The organism is Paenibacillus prosopidis, assembly GCF_003337375.1.
Lineage (GTDB): Bacteria > Bacillota > Bacilli > Paenibacillales > Paenibacillaceae > Pristimantibacillus > Pristimantibacillus prosopidis.
On sequence record NZ_QPJD01000009.1, the window covers coordinates 136871 to 163706 of the forward strand.

27 protein-coding genes are annotated in these 26836 nt (G+C 44.2%); 13 read left to right on the forward strand and 14 right to left on the reverse strand.

Translation table 11 applies throughout. The annotated features are described in order from the left end of the window. Positions 1–263: 263 nt before the first annotated feature. On the reverse strand, positions 264–1496 hold the full coding sequence (locus tag DFP97_RS15520; protein ID WP_114381100.1) for a glycosyltransferase family 2 protein: 1233 nt from the start codon (positions 1494–1496) through the stop codon (positions 264–266). Positions 1497–1671: 175 nt separating this feature from the next. On the opposite strand from DFP97_RS15520, the gene DFP97_RS15525 reads away from it, so the two are divergent. From DFP97_RS15525 to DFP97_RS15545, 5 genes are all read left to right on the forward strand, one after another. Beyond that, a complete protein-coding gene (locus tag DFP97_RS15525) occupies positions 1672–3336 on the forward strand; it encodes a PhoX family protein (protein WP_114381255.1) in 1665 nt (554 codons plus the stop codon). Between the two features lie 68 nt (positions 3337–3404). Further along, the gene (tatA, locus tag DFP97_RS15530; RefSeq protein ID WP_114381101.1) at positions 3405–3620 is read left to right on the forward strand and encodes a twin-arginine translocase TatA/TatE family subunit; all 216 of its coding nucleotides are present in this window, start codon (positions 3405–3407) and stop codon (positions 3618–3620) included. 1 nt (position 3621) lies between these two features. After that, entirely contained in the window at positions 3622–4359 is a 738-nt protein-coding gene (tatC, locus tag DFP97_RS15535) for a twin-arginine translocase subunit TatC (RefSeq protein WP_114381102.1), read from the forward strand. A 187-nt stretch (positions 4360–4546) separates the two neighbouring features. Next, entirely contained in the window at positions 4547–5149 is a 603-nt protein-coding gene (locus DFP97_RS15540) for a hypothetical protein (RefSeq protein ID WP_114381103.1), read from the forward strand. Positions 5150–5206: 57 nt separating this feature from the next. After that, entirely contained in the window at positions 5207–5626 is a 420-nt protein-coding gene (locus tag DFP97_RS15545) for a YhfM domain-containing protein (protein ID WP_114381104.1), read from the forward strand. Between the two features lie 356 nt (positions 5627–5982). On the opposite strand, the gene DFP97_RS15550 is transcribed toward DFP97_RS15545, so the two are convergent. Then, positions 5983–6381 carry a YhjD family protein gene (locus DFP97_RS15550; RefSeq protein WP_114381105.1) on the reverse strand — a complete coding sequence of 133 codons (399 nt, stop codon included), beginning with the start codon at positions 6379–6381 and terminating at the stop codon, positions 5983–5985. 127 nt (positions 6382–6508) lie between these two features. On the opposite strand from DFP97_RS15550, the gene DFP97_RS31570 reads away from it, so the two are divergent. Next, positions 6509–6925, forward strand: coding sequence for a hypothetical protein (locus tag DFP97_RS31570; RefSeq protein WP_245976292.1), 417 nt, complete (start codon positions 6509–6511; stop codon positions 6923–6925). A 48-nt stretch (positions 6926–6973) separates the two neighbouring features. Further along, positions 6974–7570, forward strand: coding sequence for a hypothetical protein (locus DFP97_RS15560; protein WP_114381106.1), 597 nt, complete (start codon positions 6974–6976; stop codon positions 7568–7570). 21 nt (positions 7571–7591) lie between these two features. On the opposite strand, the gene DFP97_RS15565 is transcribed toward DFP97_RS15560, so the two are convergent. Next, positions 7592–8029 carry a PCYCGC motif-containing (lipo)protein gene (locus DFP97_RS15565; RefSeq protein ID WP_114381107.1) on the reverse strand — a complete coding sequence of 146 codons (438 nt, stop codon included), beginning with the start codon at positions 8027–8029 and terminating at the stop codon, positions 7592–7594. Between the two features lie 635 nt (positions 8030–8664). Here DFP97_RS15565 and aepY point away from each other — a divergent pair. From aepY to DFP97_RS15585, 3 genes are read left to right on the forward strand one after another with little or no spacing between them, the layout of a single operon-like run. Continuing rightward, a complete protein-coding gene (gene aepY, locus DFP97_RS15575; RefSeq protein WP_425453535.1) occupies positions 8665–9837 on the forward strand; it encodes a phosphonopyruvate decarboxylase in 1173 nt (390 codons plus the stop codon). Further along, on the forward strand, positions 9825–10952 hold the full coding sequence (locus DFP97_RS15580) for a 2-aminoethylphosphonate aminotransferase (RefSeq protein ID WP_114381108.1): 1128 nt from the start codon (positions 9825–9827) through the stop codon (positions 10950–10952). The genes aepY and DFP97_RS15580 overlap by 13 nt, the downstream gene beginning before the upstream one ends. Further along, entirely contained in the window at positions 10949–11704 is a 756-nt protein-coding gene (locus DFP97_RS15585) for a YheC/YheD family protein (protein ID WP_114381109.1), read from the forward strand. The genes DFP97_RS15580 and DFP97_RS15585 overlap by 4 nt, the downstream gene beginning before the upstream one ends. 120 nt (positions 11705–11824) lie before the next feature. Here DFP97_RS15585 and DFP97_RS15590 read toward each other — a convergent pair whose 3' ends face one another. The 9 genes from DFP97_RS15590 to sigZ form a co-directional block, all read right to left on the reverse strand. Continuing rightward, complete coding sequence (locus DFP97_RS15590; RefSeq protein WP_114381110.1) at positions 11825–12916, reverse strand: inorganic phosphate transporter; 1092 nt, start codon at positions 12914–12916, stop codon at positions 11825–11827. Between the two features lie 18 nt (positions 12917–12934). Continuing rightward, positions 12935–14470, reverse strand: a complete 1536-nt coding sequence (gene gpmI, locus DFP97_RS15595) for a 2,3-bisphosphoglycerate-independent phosphoglycerate mutase (RefSeq protein ID WP_114381111.1) — start codon at positions 14468–14470, stop codon at positions 12935–12937. A gap of 5 nt (positions 14471–14475) precedes the next feature. Next, on the reverse strand, positions 14476–15756 hold the full coding sequence (aroA, locus tag DFP97_RS15600; protein ID WP_114381112.1) for a 3-phosphoshikimate 1-carboxyvinyltransferase: 1281 nt from the start codon (positions 15754–15756) through the stop codon (positions 14476–14478). A gap of 151 nt (positions 15757–15907) precedes the next feature. Then, complete coding sequence (locus DFP97_RS15605) at positions 15908–16339, reverse strand: protein-tyrosine phosphatase family protein (RefSeq protein WP_114381113.1); 432 nt, start codon at positions 16337–16339, stop codon at positions 15908–15910. Between the two features lie 27 nt (positions 16340–16366). Next, positions 16367–16843: an ArsI/CadI family heavy metal resistance metalloenzyme gene (locus DFP97_RS15610; RefSeq protein WP_114381114.1), complete on the reverse strand. Its 477-nt coding sequence runs from the start codon at positions 16841–16843 to the stop codon at positions 16367–16369. Then, a complete protein-coding gene (arsC, locus tag DFP97_RS15615) occupies positions 16836–17267 on the reverse strand; it encodes an arsenate reductase (thioredoxin) (RefSeq protein ID WP_114381115.1) in 432 nt (143 codons plus the stop codon). Before arsC ends, DFP97_RS15610 begins: the two co-directional genes overlap by 8 nt. Positions 17268–17291: 24 nt before the next feature. Next, complete coding sequence (locus DFP97_RS15620; RefSeq protein ID WP_114381116.1) at positions 17292–18584, reverse strand: arsenic transporter; 1293 nt, start codon at positions 18582–18584, stop codon at positions 17292–17294. A gap of 50 nt (positions 18585–18634) precedes the next feature. Beyond that, complete coding sequence (locus DFP97_RS15625; RefSeq protein ID WP_114381117.1) at positions 18635–18952, reverse strand: ArsR/SmtB family transcription factor; 318 nt, start codon at positions 18950–18952, stop codon at positions 18635–18637. A gap of 196 nt (positions 18953–19148) precedes the next feature. Continuing rightward, positions 19149–19691, reverse strand: a complete 543-nt coding sequence (gene sigZ, locus DFP97_RS15630; RefSeq protein ID WP_114381118.1) for an RNA polymerase sigma factor SigZ — start codon at positions 19689–19691, stop codon at positions 19149–19151. Between the two features lie 141 nt (positions 19692–19832). On the opposite strand from sigZ, the gene DFP97_RS15635 reads away from it, so the two are divergent. Together DFP97_RS15635 and DFP97_RS30770 are read left to right on the forward strand one after the other, a co-directional pair. Then, complete coding sequence (locus tag DFP97_RS15635) at positions 19833–21131, forward strand: NAD(P)-binding domain-containing protein (RefSeq protein ID WP_114381119.1); 1299 nt, start codon at positions 19833–19835, stop codon at positions 21129–21131. A 58-nt stretch (positions 21132–21189) separates the two neighbouring features. After that, positions 21190–21348 (forward strand): hypothetical protein, encoded by a 159-nt coding sequence (locus DFP97_RS30770; RefSeq protein WP_181873542.1) that lies wholly within the window; start codon positions 21190–21192, stop codon positions 21346–21348. An 83-nt stretch (positions 21349–21431) separates the two neighbouring features. On the opposite strand, the gene DFP97_RS15640 is transcribed toward DFP97_RS30770, so the two are convergent. Continuing rightward, positions 21432–22493, reverse strand: a complete 1062-nt coding sequence (locus DFP97_RS15640) for an S-layer homology domain-containing protein (protein WP_114381120.1) — start codon at positions 22491–22493, stop codon at positions 21432–21434. 89 nt (positions 22494–22582) lie between these two features. Next, on the reverse strand, positions 22583–23347 hold the full coding sequence (locus tag DFP97_RS15645; protein WP_114381121.1) for an alpha/beta fold hydrolase: 765 nt from the start codon (positions 23345–23347) through the stop codon (positions 22583–22585). Positions 23348–23530: 183 nt separating this feature from the next. On the opposite strand from DFP97_RS15645, the gene icmF reads away from it, so the two are divergent. Continuing rightward, positions 23531–26806: a fused isobutyryl-CoA mutase/GTPase IcmF gene (gene icmF, locus DFP97_RS15650; RefSeq protein ID WP_114381122.1), complete on the forward strand. Its 3276-nt coding sequence runs from the start codon at positions 23531–23533 to the stop codon at positions 26804–26806. Positions 26807–26836: the final 30 nt, after the last annotated feature.

A 26836-nucleotide genomic window follows, 5' to 3' on the forward strand; every position in this document is an offset into this window, starting at 1 on the left:
TGCAGCCAAGGGAGGTTCTGGGAAAGTAACTTTCGCCAAGCGAGACAGCGCTGTTCGATCCCAATGACCCAGAGGAAATCGCTTTGAAGATCCTGGAGGTTCTGAATGATACTCCCCGTTCGGAATTAAGAAGCAAAGCTGTGAAACAAGCTGAGAAGTTTTCTTGGGAGAAATGCGCAAGGTTGACGTTACAGGTTTTTTCCGAAATTGCGGTCCGATGAAGGACTTTCCCCGGTATTCCTCGGAGAGAGTCCTTTCGTTTTTTAAAACCGGTATTTCCTTAATTTTCTTGCAAGCTGCTCAATATGCTCTTCATGAAATACGGCCACATCCTTGATTTCAGGCAATTGTCCCTGATTTTTGTGGGAATAACAAACCCCGTCGACGACAACGAAGCGAGAATGAAGATGACTTCGTATGATGGTTTCGCCGCAATAAAGGATCAAATCAAAATGAGTTTGCGCAAACAGGTCGAGACGGTTTGTGATATAAAATGAGGGTCCGACCTTGCGAATGCCATTTATAAGTCTGCCGTTAAACTTATAAATATGTGCTATAACCAAATAGTCATCTTGAGCAGCCAACGTACTCGTTAGATACTGCCAGCGTTGTTTGATGACGGGCCAATCTTTTTCACCTAATACGAGAATACTCGTTTTATCTGCTGCTTGGACGACCTTTTGGGCTATTGCCTGAGGTTCGAACGTATCGAAAATTGTCGCCGGTGTTTTCAGGTGCCACGTTTTTCCCCATTTTCGCTCAAAGTAAGATTTATTTTTATTCCATAATGAACGGTACTCGTCGTCTTTTAGCTGCTTGATGGTGACACTCCCGTGGTGATAAACGAAAGCATCTTCAATGATGGCCATACCGTATCCGGCTTGTTTAACTCTTTCGCAGTAATCGTTATCCTCAAACATACCGGCCCCATAATTGGCATCAAGGTCTCCCACCTTCTCATACACTTCCCGTTTAATGGCCACGCAGAAAAAGACTAAGAAATCGGTGTAGCGCCAGCGTCCTTTATAAAATTGATCAAAGTCGGCTAACCAATCGGGATCCGCACCTCGTGCAGAATCGCCGATAAAATGGTCGAGCCTCTGGTCGTTTCCGGCATAATTCGTCATGGGGCCAGCCATTCCGAGATCGGGATTATCCATAAGCGGCCCGATTAATCGGGAGATCCATCCTGGCGTAACGATCGTATCGTTATTCAATAGAATTAGGATGTCACCTGTTGCGGCCTTGCATCCAATCGTATTCCCGCGGGAAAAACCTGTATTTACCGGAGAAAAAATAACTTTGATGTTCGAGCTGCTGATTTCAGACAGTCTTTGTTTCGTTTCATCGGATGAGGCGTTATCAACAATAATAATTTCAACATGAGGATAATCGTTATCGTTTAATAAGCTATCTAAGCATTGCTTGGTATACCTCCAACGATTATGCGTAATTACGATAATACTGACTTTTGGAAACAGACCGCTTTCTTCCAAAAAGAACCATCCCCTTCATTTACATGGTATGAGTGAATACAAAGCCGGTTCTATTTATTGAATAGAACCTTTTTACACGAACTACATATTGGGCTGACATTGGGTTTACACTCATCGAATATGCTTGTCCTCGAAGGCAACTTAAAATCGGGGAGTGGACACTTTGAATAAGAACATGGATCGTAAAACGTTTCTTTCTTTTCTAGGAACCGGGGCAGCCGCTTTAGCTGCAGCATCCGCAGGGTTAGGCACTTTGGATGGAAAAGCTTCCGCAATGTCATCAACGGCCGACCACCTGTTTGGTTTCAAAACAAACAAAGTCAGCGGATACTTTAATCCGATTCAACCTTCTAAAGAAGACAAGCTGGTTCTTCCGAAAAACTTCAAATATGATGTTGTCGCGGCTTTTGATGATGTTATAAACAAAGCTGGTGAAAAATTCGGTCAAGGAGCCGACTATAACGCTTACTTTCCTATCAATGGATCAAACACGCGCGGATTGCTTGTAACGAATCATGAATACACAAATATCTTCTCTTTGGGTCCAATTGTTGACGGTAAAATGACAGCAGACCAGATTCAAAAAGATCTCTACTATCAGGGAATGTCCGTAATTGAGGTATACCGTGACGAGAACGGGACTTGGAAAATGGACACATCTTCTAAATATGCCCGCCGAATTAATGGAATGACAAAATTTGATATTACAGGTCCAGCAAAAGGAACTGCTGCGCTTGGTAACGCGACGACTGCTACTGGTACATTTGCAAATTGTTCCGGGGGCGTGACGTTGTGGAACACGGTACTTTCATGCGAAGAGAACTTTGCTGAAACTGCAGCAAACGCTAAATTGCCTGAAACGCATTACGGCTGGGTAGTTGAAGTTGATCCTTTTGACAAGTCTTTCCTTAAAAAGCATACTGCTCTTGGCCGCTTTAATCACGAGAATACCGCAATGGGTATTGCAGCAGATGGCCGCGTTGTCGTGTATATGGGCGACGACAAGAAAGACGCTTGCGTCTATAAATTCGTAAGCAAAGGCAAATATGATAAATTAAAAGGCCGTTCCAACTCCGCTTTGCTTGAAGAAGGAACGCTGTATGTTGCGAACCTGAAATCGGGTAAATGGCTGCCGGTTACTTTAGAAGAAGTGACTAAGGTGCTAAATAACGAGAAATTTAAAAACCCATACGGGGTTTCAGCTAAAAAAGAAGATCTTATTAAGAAGTTCAAGTCACAAGCTGACGTTGTAACTAACTGCCATGAAGCAGCACTGCTCGTGGGAGGAACACCGACTGACCGTCCGGAGGATGTTGAAATCTCTCCATTTGATAATACAGTCTTCATCTGTCATACGAATAACGATATCCATGGCAACATCCATGGTCATATCACTCGCATCTTCGAAGCCGGCAATGATTTGGGCTCGGTTGAGTTTGACTTTGAGATCTTTGCAGCCGGGGGCAGACAGTCCGGATTCAGTTCCCCTGATAACTTGGCGTTCGATTCGAACGGCCATCTGTGGGTAGTGACAGATATTTCTAGCAGCAGCCAGAATAAAGGCGTTCACAAATCTTTCATGAATAATGGCCTGTTCGTTATTCCGACGAGTGGAGCTGACCAAGCGAAGGCACTGCAATTTGCTTCCGGCCCTAACGATAGCGAATTGACCGGCCCGTTCTTTACACCTGATGAGCAGACACTATTCCTGTCCGTTCAGCATCCGGGTGAGAACACAACGGATCTGAACAATCCGACAAGCACTTGGCCACATCGTCCTGGCGATAAAAAAGCACGCTGCGGCGTCGTAGCGATTAGCGGATTTAAACTGGGTAACTAAAACTTATTCTTATTATCAGCCACGGATTATCTCCGTGGCTGAATACTATCCTCTAGGAGATGATGATTATGCCTTTCGGTAACATTGGAATTGGTGGTTTGGTGTTGATTCTTATCATTGCCCTAATTATTTTTGGACCATCTAAGCTGCCGGAACTCGGTAGAGCTTTTGGACGTACGTTAAGTGAATTTAAAGGCGCTACACGCGGTCTTGTAAATGGCGAGGACGAGGAGAAGAAGAAAGAAGCTGAGACGGGACAGGAAAGCGTCCTTCCAAATAAGTAATATGAAAAATCAAAACGAACAAAATTTACTTGGACATTTGGAGGAAATGAGGGCTCGTATCATACGTACCCTCATCGCTTTCTTGGTAGCCATGGTAGCGGCATTCATTTACGTACGTGATATTTATCAGTGGCTGGTAAGAGATATCGATCAAAAACTGGTCGTACTTGGTCCATCGGATGTAATGTGGGTGTATGTTATGATAGCAGGTGTGGTCGCTATCGCGGTAACACTGCCGGTTGCCGCTTATCAAACATGGAAATTTGTTCAGCCCGCAGTGCCGGAACAGGCTCAACGAGCTACTTTGCTTTTTATACCAAGCATCACTTTTTTATTTTTGATTGGCATATTTTTTGGTTACTTTGTTTTATTTCCGATGGTTCTTCATTTTATGAATGAGATGGCTGCGAATGATTTTGCCACCATGTATACAGCCGAAAAATATTTTACCTTTATGATCCATATGACTGTCCCGTTTGGCCTATTGTTTGAAATGCCGGCGGTTGTTATGTTCCTTACGAAACTCGGGATTTTGAACCCGCACCGTTTAGCAAAGGCACGTAAACTGGCTTACTTTCTTCTTGTTATTGTAGCGGTCACAATCACCCCGCCGGATATCCTGTCCGATGTAATTGTAATCATACCGCTTTTCTTGCTATATGAAATTAGCATTACGATTTCGAAAATCGTATACCGCAATCAACTTAAAATGCAAAATGAGCTTAATGCGAATGCTTAATCAGAATGAACTTAAATGAGAAGTAAGGGGGTCACGGAGGTGACCCTCTTTTCTGTTTGGATAGGGGATTAATTTTTTTAGCTATTCATGAATGACCTTCTAAAAAAAAAATCAATAGCGTAACAAATCCTCATTGATTACGTCTAAATAACATTACAAGAACAAATTAAGGAAAAGGAGTTAATACATGAAAAAAATCCTTGTATCAACGTTGTTTTTGAGTTTGTTTTTAATACTGGGCTGTCAGAAAGAGAACAATGAAGTCTTATACACAACATTACCTGAGGAAGCCGAGAATAACATAGAGCAAATACAAGAAGACAATAACGTCGAGCAAACTCAAGTCGACGAATTTACAATAAATTTTAAAGGCAAACTTATTTCACTCCACGATTGGGATAACGAAGTTGATTTAGATCAAGTTTTTGGCAAACCTCTTTCTCAAGATATTGTAGAACTAGCAGATAGTTTTACAGGTTCACTATTAAAAAAAATTAAGTACGATGGACTTGAAATGGAGTTATTCTCCCCCCTGGGTAACGGTAAAAATTTTTGGATAATGACAATGAATATTTCTAAAACAGGCTATACAACCTCAAAGGGAATAGAGTTGGGTAGTACAGATCAAGAGGTTAAAGACGCTTATCCAGATATAAAAATTGCTAAAGATGGAAGAACAGTACCCAATAATTTTGCATACGAAATTAACGACGATCAATATAACTACTTACAATTTGAGATAAAAGATGGCTTAGTAACGCAAATTAAGATTTTTCATTTAATCCCTTAGTTGAACTTCTACTAATGGAGAATTGAAACTTAGATATTATGAATTTACCTGAGGTGAGTGGCAATTATTAAATCATGGTTCTTCATTTTAATATTAATTATTTTGTTTGGTGGACTCCTCGGCTGCAATGCGGTGAAAGAAAAAGAGATATTGAATATTAGATTGGAATGTGCTGATTTGTGCAAACAGATGGAGAAGCCTCCTTTTACAGAAAAAACTTTTGAAGATACTGATGAAATAAAAACCTTTGTTAAGGCGATAAACAAGGCAAAGAAGATGAACGGTGAACTTGATTATGGTGTGTTGTTTCTAATGCATATCTCATTTAAAGACGGCTCGCAAAAGAAATATGTCTTAAACATCACGAAAGAAGAAGGGGGAACTGGTTTACTTGTAGATACAGCAGATAGCGGACAAGGCTACGAGATACCTGAAGGTCTTCATAATGAGTTAAGTAAAATCATTTATACTTCGTAGTTGCTTTTGCGTAAAACAGAAGGCAAGGATTCGCTCGGCAGCCTTTGAACTAACTAGCAGTAATGTTGAATAAAGTGTACTGCCCATTGGATTGAAAGTACTGACAAACATTTCACATTAAGGATATTGTTTAAATAAATAATAAAGAAGCGTTAATAGAATTTAGAGATAAATTGGAGAATTATGTTTCGAGACAGAAGAAGTAAACACTGCCCAACTCAACCAAAGGCTCATATATATCTAAAGTAAATAAATCAAAATAAAAATGCCCACTGATCGTATTCATTACGTTAGCAAGATTCATTACGTAAGCAAGATAATGAACTCGATCAGCGGGCATTAAATGTATGAATTCGTCATTTCTTCAGAAAAATTTCTGAAGTATACGTAGATATACTTGTATTAATTTCTGTAAGTAAGTATTCGCGTGAGAATGTTAGACGCTCCTCATAACCGTGATAATTAATCTGATATGTTACGTAATTGTGGACGCTATTAATCTCATTTACTACGATATTCTGATTGAGCATTTTCCGTCTGGATATCGTGAGATCAGTGTCTATTTTTGCAATAATAAGGTCAGCGGCTCTGACGAAAACGCTGCGTAAAGAACGGGCTTTTTTATCCAATTCACGCTGATTATGTTTGACTACTTTGAGCACCAATGGAAGGATGATATAGTCGTATATCAACCGCAACTCTTCGCGTGATGGGGCAGCGGTCCGATCAAATATTTCCGATAATTTCATAGCCATACGTTAGTCACCTCACGCTTATTATATGCGAACATTTGTTCCCGAGTCAATAACCCCAAATTTGAAGACAGTATGAAAAGGGCAACTTAATTACAGCTCCAAACGTCTGTGAATACGGGGGGTTGTAATGAGAAGAATGGTGATTATTATTTTAGCAATTTGTTTCATTATTACAGGGTGCATGAACAAAGGGAAAACAATTACTTTAACACAAATAAAAGATTCATTTGAAAAGAATGGAGTGTCGATGTCAGAAGTACCAGACTTACATCCAGAGAGTGTATTTTCAAAAGCTTATAATGATGTCACACCTAGACGCTTTGTAATTGATGAAAATCAGAAAATCAGCATTTATGTCTACACCTCCAGCAAAGAGGTTAGAAAGGGTATAAAGGACTTCGAGAATAAGACGGCAGCAGCGGATCTGACACCACACACCATATATCAAATAGCGAATGTATTAATTTTTTATGTGACAGATGAATCCTTTAAAGATGTGAGAGTTGATTTGGCTATCGAGGAGCTGCTGTCTCTCACGAAATAATATTAAAGAAGTTGGAAACGGTCGCCATTTCGATGAGGGGTGATAAAAATGTGGAAGAGCAGAACAATGATTTTACTGAGTTTTTTGTTCATGTTAATTGCGTTGTTCATTGTCGAGCCTGTAACTGTCCATGCATGTTCTTGTGCTGAACCACCAAGCATAGAAGATCAGATGAATCGAAAAACCGCAATTTTTACAGGGAAAGTATTGAGTTTGACAAAACCTGATAAAGGAAAGTTTTGGTCTTCTGCAGATCCAGTCAAAGCCCAATTCGAAGTGAAAACGGTATGGAAAGGAAAATTGGGTTCTCAAACGGCTGTTTACACGGCGTTGAGTTCGGCAAGTTGCGGATATGAGGGATTCGAAGTGAATAAAGAATATATCGTTTTTGCCTACGGCGATCCTGATCGGCTTGAAACAGGTCTTTGTGAAGGGACTAAGACTCTTGCATCCGCGAAAGAAGATCTTAAAGCATTAGGAGCAGGATATGAGCCATCTAAGGAACCTATCTCTGGAGAGGCTTCGTACGAAATGTCTACTTCTAAAGAAGAAACCGATAACCGATTAATAATAATCGGATTATGTGCTGTAATTCTTATAGCTTTTTTATTGTTGGTTTTAGCCTTAAGAAGGCGGCGCTCATGATTCTTTTTTCGTCAAACTTGGTTATGCTGGCATTGGCGTATCAGTAGGGTCTGCATAGCCTTCTTTATAAGTATCATCAATGAAATTCCGGATTTCTTTATCCGACTTACCTTCAGATTTCATTTTGGCAGCAGTAGCCGCGATCTCCAGACATACACCACACCTTGTTCCGTGGTCATCCCATACGATGGAACCGTCCTGGTTGACTTCTTTAATAAAGCAGTTCAAATTGCTCTTATGTCCCGCACTTTCACCGCAACCGCAATAACAGGGTATCCATTGCAGCAAGTCCGCAGCCTGTCCTGCGATTTGGTATACTAAACGGATCCTTTCCATTTGACCGTCCAAGAAGGTCGGCATAATATCTGCGGAAGCTGTTTTCTCCTGTAAGTCTCCATGTGAATGTGACTGATGAGACTCTTCTTTGTGAGTGCCACAAGCGGAAAGAATCAATGCCATAACAATGAATAGGAATAGGCTTTTTGTTCTACGGTTTCACCTCGTTGAAATAGTTGTGATTAATATAACATATTAACTGAACAGTAATAGACCAGCTATGAAATGTTCAATAAATCATTGAAATGAACGATTCTTTTTAAAATATTGTGCAAATAAAAAAGGAAAATTTACAAGCAAAATACGTGTAAACGTTCCTTATTTTTTTATGATATATAGCTTCCAATGCTTTTCGTTACGCGGACTTAATAATCAGTACTGAGCGAATACTTTGACAGCTTCTATCGCTTTTTGAAGCAGCTGTTTGCGGTTCATTGGCTTCGTCTCCGAGAGGCACCATATAAATTTTGTTGATTTTTAAAAACCTTCAGCATTAGCCAACACAACTTATGTTCGGATCGCATCTTCTAAATAAACAACTTTTACAAATACAGATTATAGCATATGCCAAAACCTTGACCTTAGGCAGTTCCAGTACCACCCGCAGTCCAAACATCGGTAAGAAATAGCGTCGATAGATTTGAACATCCGAGGAGGGGTCAAATGGAAATATTCAGGCTTCAACGGGCTGAAGAACTCCAAGCGGCGGAGAAAAAGTATCTGCCTTCACAGGATCGTATTCGGGGTGACCGCTCTTGATCGATATGGGGGCTTTTGGAAGAGAACTTCAAAAGTTAGGGTTTACGTTCTATACCGGGGTTCCGTGCTCCATTTTAAAAGATCTGATTAATTATGCGATCAACGAATATGACTATGTTGCGGCGGCAAACGAGGGAGATGCGGTCGCCATTGCATCGGGAGCAGTACTAGGGGGGAGAAAACCGGTTGTTCTCATGCAAAACTCAGGATTGACTAACGCCGTTTCCCCCTTGGTATCGCTTAATTATCCGTTTCGGATTCCAGTTCTGGGGTTTGTTAGCTTGCGAGGGGAAGAAGGCGTGCCGGATGAACCGCAGCATGAACTGATGGGGCGAATTACTACGCAACTGCTAGATTTGATGCAAGTAAAATGGATGTACCTATCTTATGATTTGGATGAAGCAACCCGTCAACTGTCTCAGGCCAATCAGTTTATTGAGAACAACCGGCCTTTTTTCTTCGTAGTTAAAAAAGGAACGTTTGGAATAGAAACCCTGAAAAAACAACAGCTCTCCTTACGCTTGAATAAGATTAAAATCATGAAAAGCAAAGCGGATCAGCTGCCTCTCCGAAATGAAGCATTGAAGGTCATTAATGCATTGAAGGACAGCAAAACCGTACAACTGGCTACGACAGGAAAAACAGGCCGGGAATTGTATGAAATCGAAGATGCCTGCAACCATTTTTACATGGTCGGCTCCATGGGATGCATAAGTTCTCTAGGGCTCGGTTTGGCGCTAAGTCAAAAAGATACGGAGACCATCGTCATCGACGGAGACGGTTCTGTCTTGATGCGGATGGGGAGCTTGGCTACCAACGGATACTATGGTCCGCAGAACATGCTTCATATTCTTCTGGATAATCAAGCTCATGATTCAACCGGGGGACAGAGTACGGTTTCCCATAATGTAAATTTTGTCGAGATTGCAGCGGCTTGCGGTTACATGAAATCCATTTATATTCACAGCCTGGGGGAGCTTGCTGCCTGCATAAAAGAATGGAAGAAAACGAGGGGATTGACCTTTCTCTATCTCAGAATTTCCAGAAGTCCTGAGAAGAGACAGCTTGCCCGTCCCCTACTAAAACCGTATGAAATGAAAGAACGGCTTCAGAGATTTTTAAGAAGCGGCTCGCGCGGGATTAAAGGAGATGAACCGGATTGCGAAACGTAAAAAGAAATATTTTGCTTACCCCCGGTCCTGCGACAACTACGAACAGTGTTAAATTCTCTCAGGTGGTGCCGGATATTTGCCCCCGCGAAAAGGATTTTGGCAAGCTGATGCAAACCATTTCAGTAGAACTGACCCGATTCGTTGCCGATACGGAATATTATACGACCGTTCTGTTCGGCGGTTCAGGCACCGCAGCGGTTGAGTCTGTTTTAAGTTCCGTTATCGGCGATGAGTCTATCGTTATCATTAATAACGGCGCATATGGAAAACGCATGTGCGAGATCGCGGATGCCTACGGAATGAATTTCCTGGAGTTCAAAAGCTCACCTCATGAGGCCATCGATTTGACTGACTTAGAATCGTTCGTTCACAACTGCAACCGAAAAATAGCTTATCTCGCAGTAGTACATCATGAGACGACAACCGGCCTTTTGAATGATATTAAGTCGATTGGAAAGCTGTGCAGGAAACGTCAGATCGATATGATTGTAGATGCGATGAGCTCCTATGCGACGATACCGATCCGGATGATGGAAATGAATATCAGCTATTTGGCCGCGAGCTCTAATAAAAACCTTCAAGGCATGGCAGGGGTTTCGTTTGTTATCGCCAATAGGAACAAAATGGAAGGATTGCGTCTTAAAAAACCGAGGAATTATTACCTGAATTTGTTTGCTCAATACAAGTACTTTTCAGAAACCGGTCAAATGCGGTTCACCCCGCCGGTACAGACCCTTTATGCGCTAAACCGTGCAATTATGGAAGTAAAACAGGAAGGGATTAAAGAAAGATATGCAAGATACGCCAAGTCCTGGGAAACCTTAATCGATGGTATTGCCACACTCGGATTGAAACATATCGTGGATACAAAACATCATTCCAAAATCGTCACATCCATTATCGAACCCGATTGTGACGGATACGATTTCGATAAAATGCATGATTATTTATATAGCAGAGGGTTCACGATTTATCCCGGCAAACTTGAAGAATTAAAAACGTTCCGAATCGCGAAAATCGGGGATATTTCCTATAAGGACATTAGAGCGTTTTTAATATTGCTTGAAGATTATCTAAAGAGTATTGACTTTTTACGGAAGGCTGATGACCGATGAACACGCCCAATCGACGCAGCAAATGGGTAAAATACAGGGTGATGAAACGATTTGGAGTCTTGAAACATCACATTCCGATAACGCGAAGGCTAACGCCAAAAACGTTTTGGGGTTTTGTTGAAAAGTATAGCGATGTTATCCTTAAACCGGCCTATGGAAGCCGCGGGAAGGGAGTTATACGGGTAACCTCGAGAGGGAACTATCGTTACACTATACACATGGAGAACGAAAGGATAACGAAACAAGGAAAAGAATGGACATATGCTTATATAAGAAAGATCATCGGATCCTATAGTTATATTGTTCAACGTAGAATTCCCCTTAGTACTGTGAATAACCGACCTTTCGATATGCGGGTCATTGTACAGCGCAGAAGAAACACCCATGATTGGGAAATAACCGGAAGAGTTGCTAAAGTAGCAGGCGAAGGTTACATTGTTACTAACATTACCAGAAGCAAAGGAACGATCATGAAGCTGGAAAGCGCCCTTCAAAAATCTTCGCTTAAAGATTATTCTCACCGAATCTTAATGCCCAATATCGATAGAATTGCAATACTTATAGCCAGGAAACTGAGCAGAAACAAATTATATTTAAACCAACACATTTTTGGGTTGGATATGGGGCTTGATACGAATGGGCGAGTATGGGTCATTGAAGTGAATCTCAAACCCGTGCTGTCGCATTTCCGTAAACTGAAGGACCAGACCATGTATCAACGAATTATGGAATATAAGAAAAAAAATATCTGATCGAACGGCTTCCGCCTCGAGACAATTTTAAATATGAAGGGAAGCCTTCCGTGAACAATCCGAAAGGCTCGTCGTATCTTTGGAAATCGCCTCGATGTAGGAGGAACACTGTCCTCCGCATCAGAAGACGGCGGATAATATGAAATAACCGATCGCACCCAATATACCTGCTCCGGGCAAAGTGAGTACCCATGATAAAACAATATCCTTGACCACCGACCAGTTCACGGTTTTTAAACCTTTCGAACCGTTCGACCCGGAGGCAAACCCGGATCCGATGATGCTGGAAGTGGAAACGTGAGTGGTTGATACGGGGAGCCCCATTTTGCTTGCAAACAAAATCAGCGAAGCTGAAGTGACGGCCGCCGCCAAACCGGTGGCCGGTTTCATGTCGGTTACCTTATAGGCCAATGTATGAGTCACCTTTGAACCTTTGATGTAGCTCCCCAAAGCCATCGCAAGGGTAATCAGGATAAAAAACGGGACGGCTTGAGAGAGCGTCAGGCCGTTTAAAGCCGCAAATCCGATTAAAACCGCCATTCCAACAATTTTCGGCGTGTCATTGACCGCTCTGACGAAACAGACCGCTCCGCTGAACAACCAAATCGAATGTTTTTCCAAAGGCTTAAAAAATGTAAACCTGTTGATGATAACGGCCAAAACCCAGGCAACGACGAATCCGACGACAGGGCTTAACAGCAAAGGGATTACAACCAAAGCCAGCAAGTTGGTCCATAATACCCCTTGAATCCCGAAAGAAAGGATGCCCACCAGGATCATGGAGCCCACCAGGGAATGCGTCGTGGATACGGGTAATGAAAATTTGGTCGCAACCGCAACCCACAACGATGCTCCGAATATAATGGCGAGCACCATGATTTGAGTCACATCAAAATCCGTATTCAAGATCCCTTTAGTGAACAGTTTAAATAATTTTACGGAAAAGTATATCGAAAAAACGGATCCCAGCACCGTCATAACAGTTCCAAACAAAAGCCCTGTCCGGATGCTTATATTTTTGGAGGCCACCAAGGGAGCGATTCCCCTCGAGACATCGTTTCCGCCGTTTTCGAAAGCAAGCCAGGTGACCAGGGCCAATCCCAAGAAGACAAGAACGGACTTTTCGCCGGAAGGAAGAAACAGAAAAAACGGCAAAGGCAGCAGCGTGGAAATGATAACCCCGATCCAAGAGGTTTGTATTAATTTCAGCACGTTCGAACCCCTCTCCTATCATTTTTCTAACAAACTTGTTCCCGTCATTTCCTTCGGAATTTCAATGTTCAGCAGCTTCAGAAGGGTTGGAGCCACATCGGCCAGCGACCCGTTTGCACGAAGCGGTAAATGTCCGTGCGGATGAACCAGAATGAGCGGGACCGGATTCGTCGTATGTCCGACGTGCGGACGATTCGAAGAAACATCCCACATAAGTTCCGCGTTGCCGTGGTCCCCGCACACAACCGCCCAATAATGGCTGCTTTGAGCCGCTTCAATGATGATCCCCAGAGCTTGATCCACCGCTTCAACGGCTTTGATCACGGCTTCCATATCGCCGGTATGGCCCAAAATATCGGCATTCACGAGATTGATGATAATGAGTTGAAATTCGTTGCGGCGGATCGCGTCAACCACGGCAAGAGCGATTTCTTCGGCGCTCATGTTCGGGACTGACCGATAATCTTTGACATCGGGACCGGGAATGTGGATGTTTTTTTGATACCGGTAGCCATGCTCCTCTCTTCCATTGATGAAAAAGGTCACATGCGAAAATTTTTCGGTTTCGGATATGCGTAAATTCCAGACATGATGGTGTTCTAGCGTTTCAGCCAACCCGTTCGGCATGGAAACATGTTCCAGGATCGAGGGGACCGGGGGGTTCATATGGTAATCCGTCAGCGTCAAAACCTGCACATTAGGCAGCGATGGGCGGGGAAATTTTTCGAAGCGGCCGGGTGCAAAAGCTTTGACGATTTGCCGCATGCGGTCACCGCGGAAATTGACCGAAAGAATAAGATCGTGATCACGTACTGGCCCGATCGGAGCACCTGCAACGTCCACAAGGATGGAAGGTGGAACGAAGTCGTCCGCTAGCCCGGAATTGTACGCGAACGCGACGGCTTCGGCCGCGCTCCGGAAAGGACGTCCTGTACCGGCGGTTAACAGATCATATACCGCTTTTGTTTTTTCCCACCGGTGATTCCGGTCCATCCCATAATCACGGCCTACGACGGAGGCGATGGTGCCGATTCCTGACGCTTTCAGCATGGTTTCAAGTTCCGATAGGAAATGGAGCGCCGTACCGCTGGGCGCATCTCTGCCGTCGGTAAACAAATGAAGATAAACGTCTGATATGCCCGCTTTTTTGGCCGCTTCGGCCAACGGCACAAAATGATGATAGTGGGCATGGACGTTTCCGTCAGTCAGCAGCCCGATCAAATGGACACAGCCGCCCTTTGTTTTCACTTGTTCCAAGTGCGGCACAAGGACGGGATGCTTCTGCAATTCACCCGACTTTATCGCATTTTGCACACGGGTGCTCTCATAATCCACGACGCGCCCTGCCCCCAGGGTTAGATGCCCCACCTCGGAATTGCCGGGCGTGCCCCTTTCCAAACCTACATGTTCGCCAGATGCCTCTATCAAGGTCCACGGGTATCTGTCAAATAACCGGTCGAACACCGGAGTTCCGGCATTCGCAATGGCGTTATGCTGTTTATTTTTTGAATATCCCCATCCGTCGGCAATGATTAATAACCCTCGACTTCCCATAGCCCTCAACTCAGACCATTCAATATTTCCCAAAAAGTCGGGAATGATTTGGCTGTGCAAGAAGGATTGTTAATCACGACACCCGGCGTTTTCAAGCCGGCAATCGCAAAGGCCATCGCGATTCTATGATCGTCGTAGGTGTCAATGACCGCGCCCGTTGGTTTCCCGCCGTAAACCGTTAATGTGTCCTCCGTCGACTCCGTGTCGATCCCCATTTTGCGAAGTTCGTTCTCGACCGCAGCGATTCGATCGCATTCCTTAATCCGGAGATTGCCGATATTGTAAATATGGGTACGGCCTTCGGCAAAAGCGGCCATGACCGCCAAAGTGGGAACAATGTCCGGCATCCTGTTCATGTCGGCGTCGATTCCCCTCATTTGTTTTCCGCTTACGGCTATATAATCCGTTTCTTTCTCCACACAGCAGCCCATTTGCTCCAACAGGTCGATAAATTTGACATCCCCTTGCAAAGAGGATGTATTGATGCCCGGTATGCAGACCCGCCCTCTGGTAATGGCCGCAGCAGCAAGAAAATAGGACATGTTTGAGGCGTCCGGCTCCACCCGGTAGGTTCCGGACCGATATCTCTGACCGGCACGCACTTTGAACCGGCGATACCCGTCTCTTTCCACCTCGACCCCGAAATCCTTCATGATGCCGACCGTCATATCCACATAAGGTTTGGACGTCAAATCGTCCGTAATTTCCAACTCCACATCCCGTTCCGCATAGGGCGCCGAGATCAGGATGCTCGACGTATATTGACTGCTGACGCTGCCTCGAATTTTCGCCTTACCCCCGCGCAGGCTCGGGCCTTCCACTTGAATGGGAGGACAACCTGTGCCGCGTATGACATGCGCTTTTACACCAAGCTGCACCAAAGCATCGATCAAATCCTGGCAGGGCCGGTGCTGCATCCGTTCGTTCCCGGTGAGTTCGCTTACCCCATTCGCCAGACTGGCCATTGTTATCGCAAATCGAATCGGAGTCCCCGCATTTCCGAAAAAGATCGGCTGCTTGGGAGCAATGGGCGCGGCCGGTTTGCGGTTGACGAGCATCCGTTCCTTTTCAGCGTCTATGTCGATATGGACGTTACCGAAACTTTCCATGCCTTTGGCGATGAACTCGGTGTCTTCCGAAACCAGTGCATGCTCAATGACCGTTTGGCCTTCAGCCAAGGCCGCAATGGCAATTGCGCGGTTGGTGTAACTTTTGGATCCGGGAATCAGAACATCGCCGTTCACAAAGTCACGGGGTTGTATATCGATGCTGTTCGCTTTTGACAATTCCGTTCACCCTTTCCTTCGCAGAATATATTATTATATGAAAGTCAGATAGTTTTGCTTGAGTATTTGTCCACCAAAATGAAAATGGAGCTTATGCAAATAAAAAAGGAACATTTACAGGTAAAATACCATGCAAACGTTCCTTATTTTTTTATGAATATATAGCTTCCAATGCTTTTCGTTGGGCCGGCTTAATATTCAATACTGAGCGAATACTTTGGGCTTGCTGCTCAGCATCTTCAATGGTATCGGCTAAGCCCAGCTCGAGGAGTGTTCCGTAAGCAACCGTTCCTGTACGCCCTTTGCCGCCGCCACAGTGAAACGCGACCTTTTTGCCTTCTTTATAGGCATCTACGACAGCTTCAATCGCATTTTGAAGCAGCTGTTCTTGAGGCTCATTGGCTTCATCTCCCAGTGGTACCTTGATCCACTTCAAGCCTTCACCAGCAGCAGCGCATTGTTCCGATTCTTCTCGCAGATCGACAATAACTTCCACACCTTCGTTATCAACTATAGATTGAACGTCATTTGCACCGCCCATAAATATTTGACCCGGTATTAGTGCGTGATAATTTTTGCTCATAAGATGATTCTCCTTCGGGTTATTTGATTACTTTTTCTTTTTGAACGATGTAAACTCCACTTGAACAGGTGCGGATGGAGGAGCGCAGCACAATGAAAGATCTCGCCCTTCGCCAGCCGATTCAAACTCCGAATCTTCTTTGGTATAGAAAATCTCCCATGCGTTGCCGTCCGGATCGTACACCCATACTTTATCTTGTACAGCATAGCAGCAAGTTGTATTCATTTCATCGATAAGCAGAAGATCCGCCTGTCTTAAACGCTCACCCATAGCCAGAACATCTTCCGTATTATCCACTTGGAAACCAAGGTGATTAAGCACGCCGTTTTTTTCAAAGGGGCGTATATTTAATGAAAAGTGAAGTGCCGGATTATCTAATTCAAACTTAGCATAATTGTCCTTCACTTTCGTTGGTTCTGTTCCGAAAAATTGGCGATAGAAGGTCAGTGACTTTTCCAAGTCAGAACAGTTTACGGCAACATGCATTCTTTTGATGTTAGACATGTACTTGTCTTTCTTTCACAAACTTCTCGATTTGAGCCTTAATGGAATCGCGAACGTTTCGGAATTGACCCATAATTTCATCTTCGGTGCCTGTTGCTTTAGCCGGATCATCAAAACCCCAATGCCATCTCACAGCATTCGGATTGGAGATGGCAGGGCAGTGATCATCAGCATGACCGCAAAGCGTGATCACATAATGAGCGCGATTCAAAATCTCAGGATCAATGACATTTGAAGAGTTTTCACTAATGTCAACGCCTGCTTCCTTCATGACTTGAACCGCTCTTGGATTCAAACCGTGGGCTTCCAGCCCGGCGCTTTTCACTTCATATTGTTCACTGCCAAGAGCGTTTAGAAAGCCATCCGCCATTTGACTCCGGCATGAATTACCCGTACATAAGAAATAAACCAGTTTCTTTTCCATTTTGTTAGTCTCCTTTAAATTCATCTAGTATATGATGCTTAACCACAAGTAAAGTCCAACTAGCGTAATGAACAGAACTGGCAGCGTAAGTATAATGCCAACTTTAAAATAGTAGCCCCATGTAATTTTCACGCCTTTCTTGGACAGCACATGCAGCCAAAGTAGAGTGGCAAGTGATCCGATCGGCGTGATTTTAGGACCTAAATCGGAACCGATGACATTTGCGTAAATAAGCGCCTCTCGAAGTACACCTTCTGTGCTCGTGCCTTGAATGGCCAAGGCGTCAATCATAACGGTAGGCATATTATTCATAAGAGAAGAGAGGATGGCGGCAATGAAACCAGTACCGATCGTTGCTACAAACAATCCTTGATCCGCTGTCCATTGAAACACTGTGCCAAGCTGATCCGTAAGGCCAACGTTACGAAGACCGTACACGACGACATACATCCCGATGGAAAATACGACAACGGACCAAGGGGCACCTTTAACGACATCACCCGTATGGATGGCTGCACTTCTGCGTGCCGCGAAAATAAAGACGATAGCAGCGATACCTGCAACAATGGACACTGGAATATTCACAAACTCGCTTAACAGATAAGCTATCAAGAGTACAGCTAGAACAACCCATGATAGCTTGAACATGCGCATATCTTTGATGGCATCCCGAGGCTGCTTTAGCTGGTTAAGATCATATTGCTTCGGAATACTCCTCCTGAAAAACAGGAACAGTACCAGAAGACTTGCTCCAACTGCGAAGAAGTTCGGTATGATCATCCGGCTTGCATACTCGGCAAAACCGATACCAAAGAAATCGGATGAAACAATATTAACCAAATTGCTCACCACAAGCGGTAAGGAAGCCGTATCCGAGATGAATCCGCTTGCCATAATAAAAGGCAATATCATCCGTTCATCAAATTTTAAGGCTCTTACCATGGCAAGGACAATCGGCGTAAGAATGAGCGCAGCACCATCATTAGCAAAGAAAAATGCGACTGCTGCGCCAAGCAATACGACATAGGAAAACATCAGGTAGCCGTTTCCTTTGGCAAAGCGCGCCATATGGAGCGCAGACCATTCGAAGAAGCCGATTTCGTCCAATATTAACGAAATCAGAATAACAGCGACGAAAGCTAATGTAGCGTTCCAGACAATACCGGTTACATCCCAAACGTCATTAAAATCTACGACGCCAAAGATAAGAGCCAGTATGGCACCGCCGACAGCCGAATAACCAATATTCAAGCCTTTAGGCTGCCAAATAACGAAAATTAAGGTGATAAGAAAAATAATCGATGCGATGACTAACATATTTCCTCCTCAAAGGTTTGTGAAGCAAACCTACTTCGTAAGCATGAGCATTAATTACAGCATTCAAGATTTAATTTGTTTAACTGTTCCTTCATCGAAGGTAGTTGTTCGAGTATTCCGTTCAGATAAGTCTTATCCTCTAGATTTAAAGAATAATAAATCCATTGAGCCCTCCTAGTTTCATTTACCAAGCCGCCAATTTTTAATTTTCTCAAATGCTGGCTCACATTAGGCTGTGTCATTTCGAGAACGGTTACGATGTCGCATACGCACATTTCTTTTTCCTTAAGAAGAGCAAGAATGGTTAGGCGGGTCTTGTCGGACAAAAGCTTCAATGTCTCGGCAAGAGCTTCTATCGGCTGACTCATGCAATCACCCTTTCAAAGTGTTTGGCTGCAACTAGGTTCACACCTTCCATTGTTATTATACACAGCTGATTATATAAGTGAAGTGTTATATGAGTATTAACTTATATAAAAGAAATAGAAAATTATAACTTGTGAAGCATTTAATTCGGAAAAATAAAAGAAGCGGTCTTGGTTAGACCGCCACTCATAACTTTGCTTACCCGCAGCATGTGCTCTTTTCTACAACATGAAAATCCGATATATGTCCTAACCGGTCTGTATCGACATGACAGCAAGCAAGTAATAGTTCCTTGAGCTTTAATCTGCCTCTTTGAACTCTGGATTTTGCACCCGAGAGAGAAATGCCTAATTGCAAGCTTAACTGAGCTTGAGTATAGCCTTGCAGCTCGGTTATCGTAAGAGCTTCTCGGTATTTGACCGGCAATTGATCAATCATCGGTTTCATGCAGGATGCTAGCTCGGAGCTGATTTCGATTTCTTCATCTTCATTTGAAGGAAGGTTAAAGGGAAGTTCTTCGAAAGATCGTTCACGCCTGTAATAATCGATTATAGCATTTCGTGTTATTTGATAAACCCATGGTTTTATCTTTTCGTTATCCTTAAGGGTTTTAATATTTAAATGAATTTTGATAAACGCATCCTGCACGATATCATCAGCAGCAATTGGATCTCCAGTACGATTGATTACAAATTGCTTCAACGGTTGATGAAAAAGCTGCCATAAACGATCTATTTCCATGCTGTGCACCTCTTTATGTTCTTTCTATTACAGACGGTATCTTTTTGTGAAAGGACGCAGAGTATTACAAAAAACATAAATGCGTCTATTCGGTCAAATCGACCGTCACTAAGAGTGTAAACCAAATCGAGGAGGATTAAAATGAAAAATCATTTACCAGTAGCTATTATTGGGGGAGGACCCGTAGCTTTGGCTGCCGCCGCACAGTTAACGAAAAGAGAGATTCCGTTTGTGTTGTTGGAGCAAGGAACATCAGTTGGAGCGTCTGTGCTTGAATGGGGACATATCCAAATGTTTTCGCCATGGGAGTTTAATATGGATTCTGCAGCAATGGAACTTCTTGCTGAAAGTGGATGGATAGCGCCTCCTAAAGAGGAACTGCCCACTGGCAAACAATTATTTGATCAATATTTGCACCCTTTAGCAGAGTTGGATCGTTTAAAAAAACACATTAAGACGGAATCCCGTGTAATAGCGATTCACCGCAAGGGCTTTGATAAAATGAAAACCGCCGGCAGGGAGCAGGCTCCTTTTGAAATTGTCTATGAGCGAAATCATGTGATCCAACGTTTAGAAGCCTCGGCCGTGATTGATGCTACAGGGACATGGAAAACACCAAATCCCATTGGAGCTAGTGGTAATTATGCGGCTCAAGAGTCCGTTTACCAATCCTATATTCATTATGGTATTCCAGATCTCAAAGGAGCCCTCGCAAAACGTTACGCCGGCAAAACAGTAGCTGTCGTCGGAAGTGGACACTCAGCTATCCATGCCATTTTATTGCTGCATGAGTTGAAGCTCCAAAATCCTGAAACAACGATTCATTGGGTTTTAAGAAAACAGACGGTTGAGGATGTTTTCGGAGGCGGCGAGCGCGATGGTCTGCCTGCCAGAGGAGAGCTCGGTACACGAGCTGCTTCTCTTGTGAAAGAAGGTACAGTGAACATCCACACGCCATTTCATATCCATGGCCTCGAACAAGAGGGTGAGCAGTTAAATCTGATTGGAGCAAGCTCAACGATCAAAGGTGTGGATGAGATAATTGCAGCTGCGGGAGCAAGACCGAATTTCTCATTTATAAGAGAACTTCGATATGCGGCGGATTCATCAATTGAGTGCGTGCCGAAGCTGGCAGAGCTCATTGATCCTAACATTCACAGCTGCGGGACAGTTCGGCCGCATGGCGAAGCTGAACTAAGACAGCCCGAGCACCATTTTTACATTGTCGGATCTAAGAGCTACGGACGTGCGCCAACCTTTTTGTTAGCAACAGGCTATGAACAAGTCAGAAGTGTTGCAGCAGCTATAGCCGGCGACTGGAGCTCGGCAAAGGAAGTGAAGCTCCATCTGCCAGAAACCGGAGTCTGCAGCAGCAGCTCGCGGCCTAAAATGGCACTGAAAGCAGCTGGTTCTTGCTGCGGACCATCAGATACGAATTAAACAGCTTGAATAAACGCCCGTTTGACGGACAAACTACCGCCTGAAGGGAGTGTGGAAGATGGATCGTGCGAAAGAGACCGAAAGCGAACGTCCGCTATCGGATAAATCAGAAATTGAGCAAGCAAACATTCGAATGGATCGCGAATTTTACGGGGATACGGACATAGAACATCCGGAAGAAACAACAGCTCCGTTCATTAACCGCAATCAAAGCTGAAATTAGCACGAGAATAAGAATCAAGATAAAAGGAGTGTAAACGTTAGCCGTTTACACTCCTTTTTTATGAGTTAACAGATCGATTATTGCTCTTCATCCTGTAAGAACATGTAGATTTTCCAATTGTTGTCGGGCATTTTCTTCAAATAGTAAATGCCGTCGGATGCAACTGTTTCCTCAATTATTTCGGTGCCTTTAGTCAAGGTTACTTTGTAGCTTCCTCCAGTTGAGTCAATCACGGCGAATCGATCTGTTTTATTCAAGACTGTAAGCGTTTGTGCACTAATGCTCTCCATTGCAATATCATACCCCTGGTCTACAATTGCAGTTAGTTCTTCAGTAGCTGAATGGCTAAGCGCTAAATAATAACCCGTATAAAATTGCGCATGTATAGCACCAAATTGATCGTATTTTTTATCTTTAAATACTTGATTTTCCTGCTCTTCCGATTCTAAAACGGCAGTTGTGAGTATGGAGTCTTCAGGTAAAGCACTATTTTGCAAATCTAACGCACGCTGCAGCATGACGACAGCTTCAGCTCGTTTTGCATTGGCGAAAGGCTTGAATTCCGTTTCACTGACTCCCCGTACAATGCCGGCTTGACTTGCCATTAAAATGGAAGGTGTAGCGTAGTATTCAGGAACATCCGCAAATTGCTTGATTTCGCCTTCAAATTGTACGGATGAAGAAAAAGCTCTCACAACCAATGTGGCGATCTCGCCGCGTTTTATAAGCTGATTCGGACCGAATTTTGTTTCACTAATCCCGTTTACGATCCCTAAGGAGCTGGCAATGCGAATCGGATCGGCATACCATTTTTCTTGTTCGACGTCAGTAAAAGCTGTTCCAGACGCATCGCTTGTCAGACCCAATGCGCGGACCAAAATCGAAACAAATTCCGCACGGCTAATGGAAAGGTTTGGCTTAACCGTTACATTTCCTTCTTGATCCCTATAGCCCCGTAACAGATCCGCATTTAAGAAATTGTCCAGTTCGCCATAAGCCCAGTGTTCTTCTATGTCTGTCGGAAAGTACATATCTAGTGGAGTGGCCTCTTCCGCGTACACTTGTGTGGAATGAATAGGCAAAGCTAGAACCATAGCCAAAAGTAAACAGATAGAACCTCGAATAAATGCTGTTTTCATTAAATGTTAATCCTCTCGTTGCAGAATATTCTTCGACTACGAGAATAGCAAATAAATATGGCTTTTCCTATCACCAAATAATGGAGCGGTTAGCTTGAAATAGACTGAATACAATCCTTCACGGCCTTTATTACAATTTCGGGATCCGTAATTTGAGGAAAGTGGCCGCTGCTTGGGGCAAATACTTGTTTTCCTTGATTGCTTAAGCCGACTAAATCCTTTTGATTTTCCATGCGAATATTATATACTTCTGTTGGCATCAGCCATTTATGCACTTTTTTACCGCCGGTGACGACATACAAAGGAATATCCGGGAAAGGAATTGCCCGATTTATTTGCTCGACCGTTTCTTTGACGTAATTTACCTCTCCTAATTTGTTGTTTTTTGAAAAAGAATCGAACAAGCCCAGCATTTTGTTCATCGTTTGAATGATCTTCCCTTGGTATTGATTGAGCGCCAGGTCATTCGGATGGCTTGCTTCCAACAATACAACGCCGCTAACTTCCTTTACATAATGTCTCGCGAATAAATTGGCATATAAGCCGCCTAATGAATGACCAACCAACAGGTAAGGCGGCTGTATTTGCAGTTCTCTCAACATTTCTCTTAGAGATTCGACGATAGCCATCCCATGCTGAGGCTCCAAAGGCTTATCGCTGCCACCGATTCCGAAACGGTTATAAGCCACAACCGAGCTGCTTTCAGCAAGTTTAGGGATGATTTTATACCAGCCTTCCAGCGGCCCTCCGCTGCCATTGATCAAAATAACGGTAGGTCCGCCATTGCCTGCCGTAAAATACTCTAGATGTCCTTTTTGCACACGAATTTTATTTTTACGCGGTAGTTGTATCATTTTCAATCCTCCTAAAGTTTTGCGAAGCAAAAATATCTTCGTAAGGATTAGCTTTTTTTGCAGGTGGCATTTCTTTACATACGCATTTTAATGGCTTTCGGTTTCTCCAGAACATATTCTCCCAGCGGTGGACGTAGAGATAAGAAAAGCAACTAAGACTCATAATGAAGGTGGAATGCGCCCTTGGAAACGCAGGCTTACCGACCGACATGTCATGTGCGTTTTGTTACGGCTGCTGCCTTATACGATGGTCATGATGCTTCCATTAATATTATGAGACGGATTCTCCAGGCATCCGGTGCGGAAGTCATTCACCTGGGACATAACCGGTCTGTAGAAGAAGTGGTGAATGCGGCGATTCAAGAGGATGTACAGGGAATAGCCATTAGCACTTACCAGGGCGGCCATGTAGAGTATTTGAAATACATGTATGACTTGCTCCAAAAGGAGGGAGCGGGCCATATTCATATCTTTGCCGGCGGCGGAGGTGTAATTGTCCCTGCCGAGATCAAGGAATTGAGCGCATACGGCATCGCCAAGATCTTTTCACCGGACGATGGACGTGCGCTGGGATTGCAGGGCATGATCAACTATATGCTTCGAAAATCTGATTTTCCGACACCTAAGCGGCTTGAGAAAGAGTTGGCCGGTTTACAGGTAAACAACTGGGGCTCTATAGCAAAATTGATTACGCTTGCGGAGGAGGCTGCAAAGAAAGACGGAGCTAATGGATCCGTTAGTGCTGCCTTGAAGCCATTGAAAGCGGACGCGCCGGCAATTCCCGTTTTGGGGGTAACAGGAACGGGCGGAGCGGGCAAAAGCTCGTTGACCGACGAGTTGGTACGCCGTTTTCTCGAACAATTCCCGGACCGTTCTGTTGCTATCATTTCCGTCGATCCTTCCAAGATGAAGACAAGAGGCGCATTGCTCGGTGACCGCATCCGGATGAATGCGATAAATAGTTCCCGCGTTTATCTGCGCAGCATGGCGACCCGGAGCTCCAAATCAGAGCTAAGCGATGCCACCTATGAAGCTGTAGCTATTGTGAAAGCTGCCGGATTTGATTTTGTTATTGTTGAAACAAGCGGGATCGGACAGGGCGACTCCAGAATCGTCGAGCTGTGTGATGTAGCAATGTACGTCATGACAAGCGAATTCGGGGCAGCGACCCAGCTGGAAAAAATCGATATGATCGACTTTGCGGATGTGATCGTCATTAATAAGTTTGAACGCAGGGGATCCGAAGATGCGCTGCGGGACGTACGCAAGCAATTCAAGCGCAGCCGCCAGTTGTTCGAGGTTCCGGACGATGAGCTGCCCGTATTCGGGACGATTGCCAGTCAATTCAATGATCCGGGAATCAACGTTTTGTTTGCCAGCCTTATGAAGATCGTGGAAAAGAAAACCGGCGGCATTTGGCCAACAACGTACAATGACAAAATTCAAAAAGGGACGAAGAAAAACAACATTATTTCACAGGATAGAACCGGATACTTGGGAGAAATCATCCAAACCGTTCGTGAGTACAAGAAATTTCTGGAGGAACAAGTTGCGGTTACTCGAAAGCTGTCCCAGTTAAGGGGAACCAAACAACTGGTGGAAGCCGACCATGGACGAGTCATGACGGAGGTTGAGGCTCAACGTTTTTTAGCAAAGCTGGACGAAATGCTAGTCAATTACGAATCCAAGCTCCATCCGGAATGCAAAAAAATGTTGGAGGAGTGGCCGAAGACCAGAGAAGCGTATAAGCAGGATGAATTGGTCACCAAGGTTCGCAGCAAGGAAATACGCACGGATTTATATACGGAATCGTTGTCTGGCAATAAGATTCCGAGAGTCAGCTTGCCAAAATGGGAGGATGACGGGGAAATACTGCGCTGGCTGCTTTCAGAAAACCTGCCTGGTTATTTTCCGTATACAGCGGGCGTATTCCCGTTCAAACGGACGAATGAAGATCCGAAGCGCCAATTTGCCGGAGAGGGCACGCCGGAGCGCACGAACCGCCGTTTCCATTATTTATGCCAAAATGAAGAGGCCAAGCGATTGTCGACCGCCTTTGACAGCGTCACCCTGTACGGGCAAGACCCTGATTACCGTCCTGACATTTACGGGAAAATCGGGAACAGCGGCGTGAATGTATGCACGTTGGACGATATGAAGAAATTGTTTGACGGCTTTGATTTATGCCATCCTTCCGCCAGCGTTTCGATGACCATCAATGGACCGGCACCGATTATTTTGGCGATGTATATGAACACCGCCATCCATCAGCAGGTTGAAAGGTTTGTGGAAAAGTACCACAGGCAGCCTAGTCAAGAGGAGTATGCAAGTATTAAATCGTTCACCCTGCAAACGGTGCGAGGTACCGTTCAAGCGGATATTTTAAAAGAAGACCAAGGGCAAAACACGTGCATCTTCTCTACCGAGTTTGCATTGAAAATGATGGGCGATATCCAGAAGTACTTTATCGATCATAAAGTGCGCAATTACTATTCCGTGAGCATCAGCGGCTATCATATTGCCGAAGCGGGTGCCAATCCTATTTCCCAATTGGCGTTTACGCTGGCGAATGGTTTTACTTATGTGGAGTACTACTTAAGCCGGGGGATGCATATCGATGATTTTGCGCCAAATCTCTCCTATTTTTTCAGTAATGGTTTAGATGCAGAATATACAGTTATGGGCCGCGTGGCGCGCCGGATTTGGTCTACAGTCATTAAATATAAATACAAAGGAAACGACCGCAGTCAAAAACTGAAGTACCATATCCAAACCTCCGGCCGCTCCCTGCACGCCCAAGAAATGGATTTCAATGATATCCGCACAACTCTGCAAGCGTTGATTGCGATTCATGACAACTGTAACTCGCTGCATACAAACGCCTACGATGAAGCGATTACTACGCCGACTGAGAACTCCGTAAGGCGGGCTATGGCGATCCAAATGATTATTAATAAAGAACTCGGCCTCGCGAAAAACGAAAATCCGCTGCAAGGCTCCTTTATAATAGATGAGCTAACCGAGCTCGTTGAAGAAGCGGTACTGGCTGAATTTCAGCGTATTCACGATCGCGGGGGAGTGCTCGGAGCGATGGAGACCCAATATCAGCGCGGCAAAATTCAAGAGGAATCCCTTCATTATGAGCATATGAAGCATTCGGGACAATTGCCTATTATCGGCGTGAACACATTCATTAATCCGAATGCTGACGAAACTGCCTATGAAATTGAATTAGCCCGTTCGACGGAAGCAGAAAAACAAACCCAGATCGCTAATCTGGCGGCTTTCCGGCTGCGGAACCAAAGCGAGTGTCCTGCGGCTCTTGAACGGCTGAAACAGGTTGCCCTGGAAAACGGGAATATTTTCGAAGAGTTAATGGAAACAGTTAAGGTAGCATCCCTTGGACAGATCACAAACGCTTTATTTGAGGTAGGTGGACAATACCGCAGAAATATGTAGTTGGTTACCTTGAAGAGTATTGGATAATTT

Coding starts and splice junctions, on each gene's coding strand:
- DFP97_RS15525 (WP_114381255.1), top strand. CDS start 1,672: ATGGATCGTAAAACGTTTCTTTCTTTTCTAGGAACCGGGGCAGCCGCT.
- tatA (WP_114381101.1), top strand. CDS start 3,405: ATGCCTTTCGGTAACATTGGAATTGGTGGTTTGGTGTTGATTCTTATC.
- tatC (WP_114381102.1), top strand. CDS start 3,622: ATGAAAAATCAAAACGAACAAAATTTACTTGGACATTTGGAGGAAATG.
- DFP97_RS15540 (WP_114381103.1), top strand. CDS start 4,547: ATGAAAAAAATCCTTGTATCAACGTTGTTTTTGAGTTTGTTTTTAATA.
- DFP97_RS15550 (WP_114381105.1), bottom strand. CDS start 6,381: ATGGCTATGAAATTATCGGAAATATTTGATCGGACCGCTGCCCCATCA.
- DFP97_RS31570 (WP_245976292.1), top strand. CDS start 6,509: ATGAGAAGAATGGTGATTATTATTTTAGCAATTTGTTTCATTATTACA.
- DFP97_RS15560 (WP_114381106.1), top strand. CDS start 6,974: ATGTGGAAGAGCAGAACAATGATTTTACTGAGTTTTTTGTTCATGTTA.
- DFP97_RS15565 (WP_114381107.1), bottom strand. CDS start 8,029: ATGGCATTGATTCTTTCCGCTTGTGGCACTCACAAAGAAGAGTCTCAT.
- DFP97_RS15585 (WP_114381109.1), top strand. CDS start 10,949: ATGAACACGCCCAATCGACGCAGCAAATGGGTAAAATACAGGGTGATG.
- gpmI (WP_114381111.1), bottom strand. CDS start 14,470: ATGGGAAGTCGAGGGTTATTAATCATTGCCGACGGATGGGGATATTCA.
- DFP97_RS15605 (WP_114381113.1), bottom strand. CDS start 16,339: ATGAGCAAAAATTATCACGCACTAATACCGGGTCAAATATTTATGGGC.
- DFP97_RS15610 (WP_114381114.1), bottom strand. CDS start 16,843: ATGTCTAACATCAAAAGAATGCATGTTGCCGTAAACTGTTCTGACTTG.
- arsC (WP_114381115.1), bottom strand. CDS start 17,267: ATGGAAAAGAAACTGGTTTATTTCTTATGTACGGGTAATTCATGCCGG.
- DFP97_RS15620 (WP_114381116.1), bottom strand. CDS start 18,584: ATGTTAGTCATCGCATCGATTATTTTTCTTATCACCTTAATTTTCGTT.
- DFP97_RS15625 (WP_114381117.1), bottom strand. CDS start 18,952: ATGAGTCAGCCGATAGAAGCTCTTGCCGAGACATTGAAGCTTTTGTCC.
- sigZ (WP_114381118.1), bottom strand. CDS start 19,691: ATGGAAATAGATCGTTTATGGCAGCTTTTTCATCAACCGTTGAAGCAA.
- DFP97_RS15635 (WP_114381119.1), top strand. CDS start 19,833: ATGAAAAATCATTTACCAGTAGCTATTATTGGGGGAGGACCCGTAGCT.
- DFP97_RS30770 (WP_181873542.1), top strand. CDS start 21,190: ATGGATCGTGCGAAAGAGACCGAAAGCGAACGTCCGCTATCGGATAAA.
- DFP97_RS15640 (WP_114381120.1), bottom strand. CDS start 22,493: ATGAAAACAGCATTTATTCGAGGTTCTATCTGTTTACTTTTGGCTATG.
- DFP97_RS15645 (WP_114381121.1), bottom strand. CDS start 23,347: ATGATACAACTACCGCGTAAAAATAAAATTCGTGTGCAAAAAGGACAT.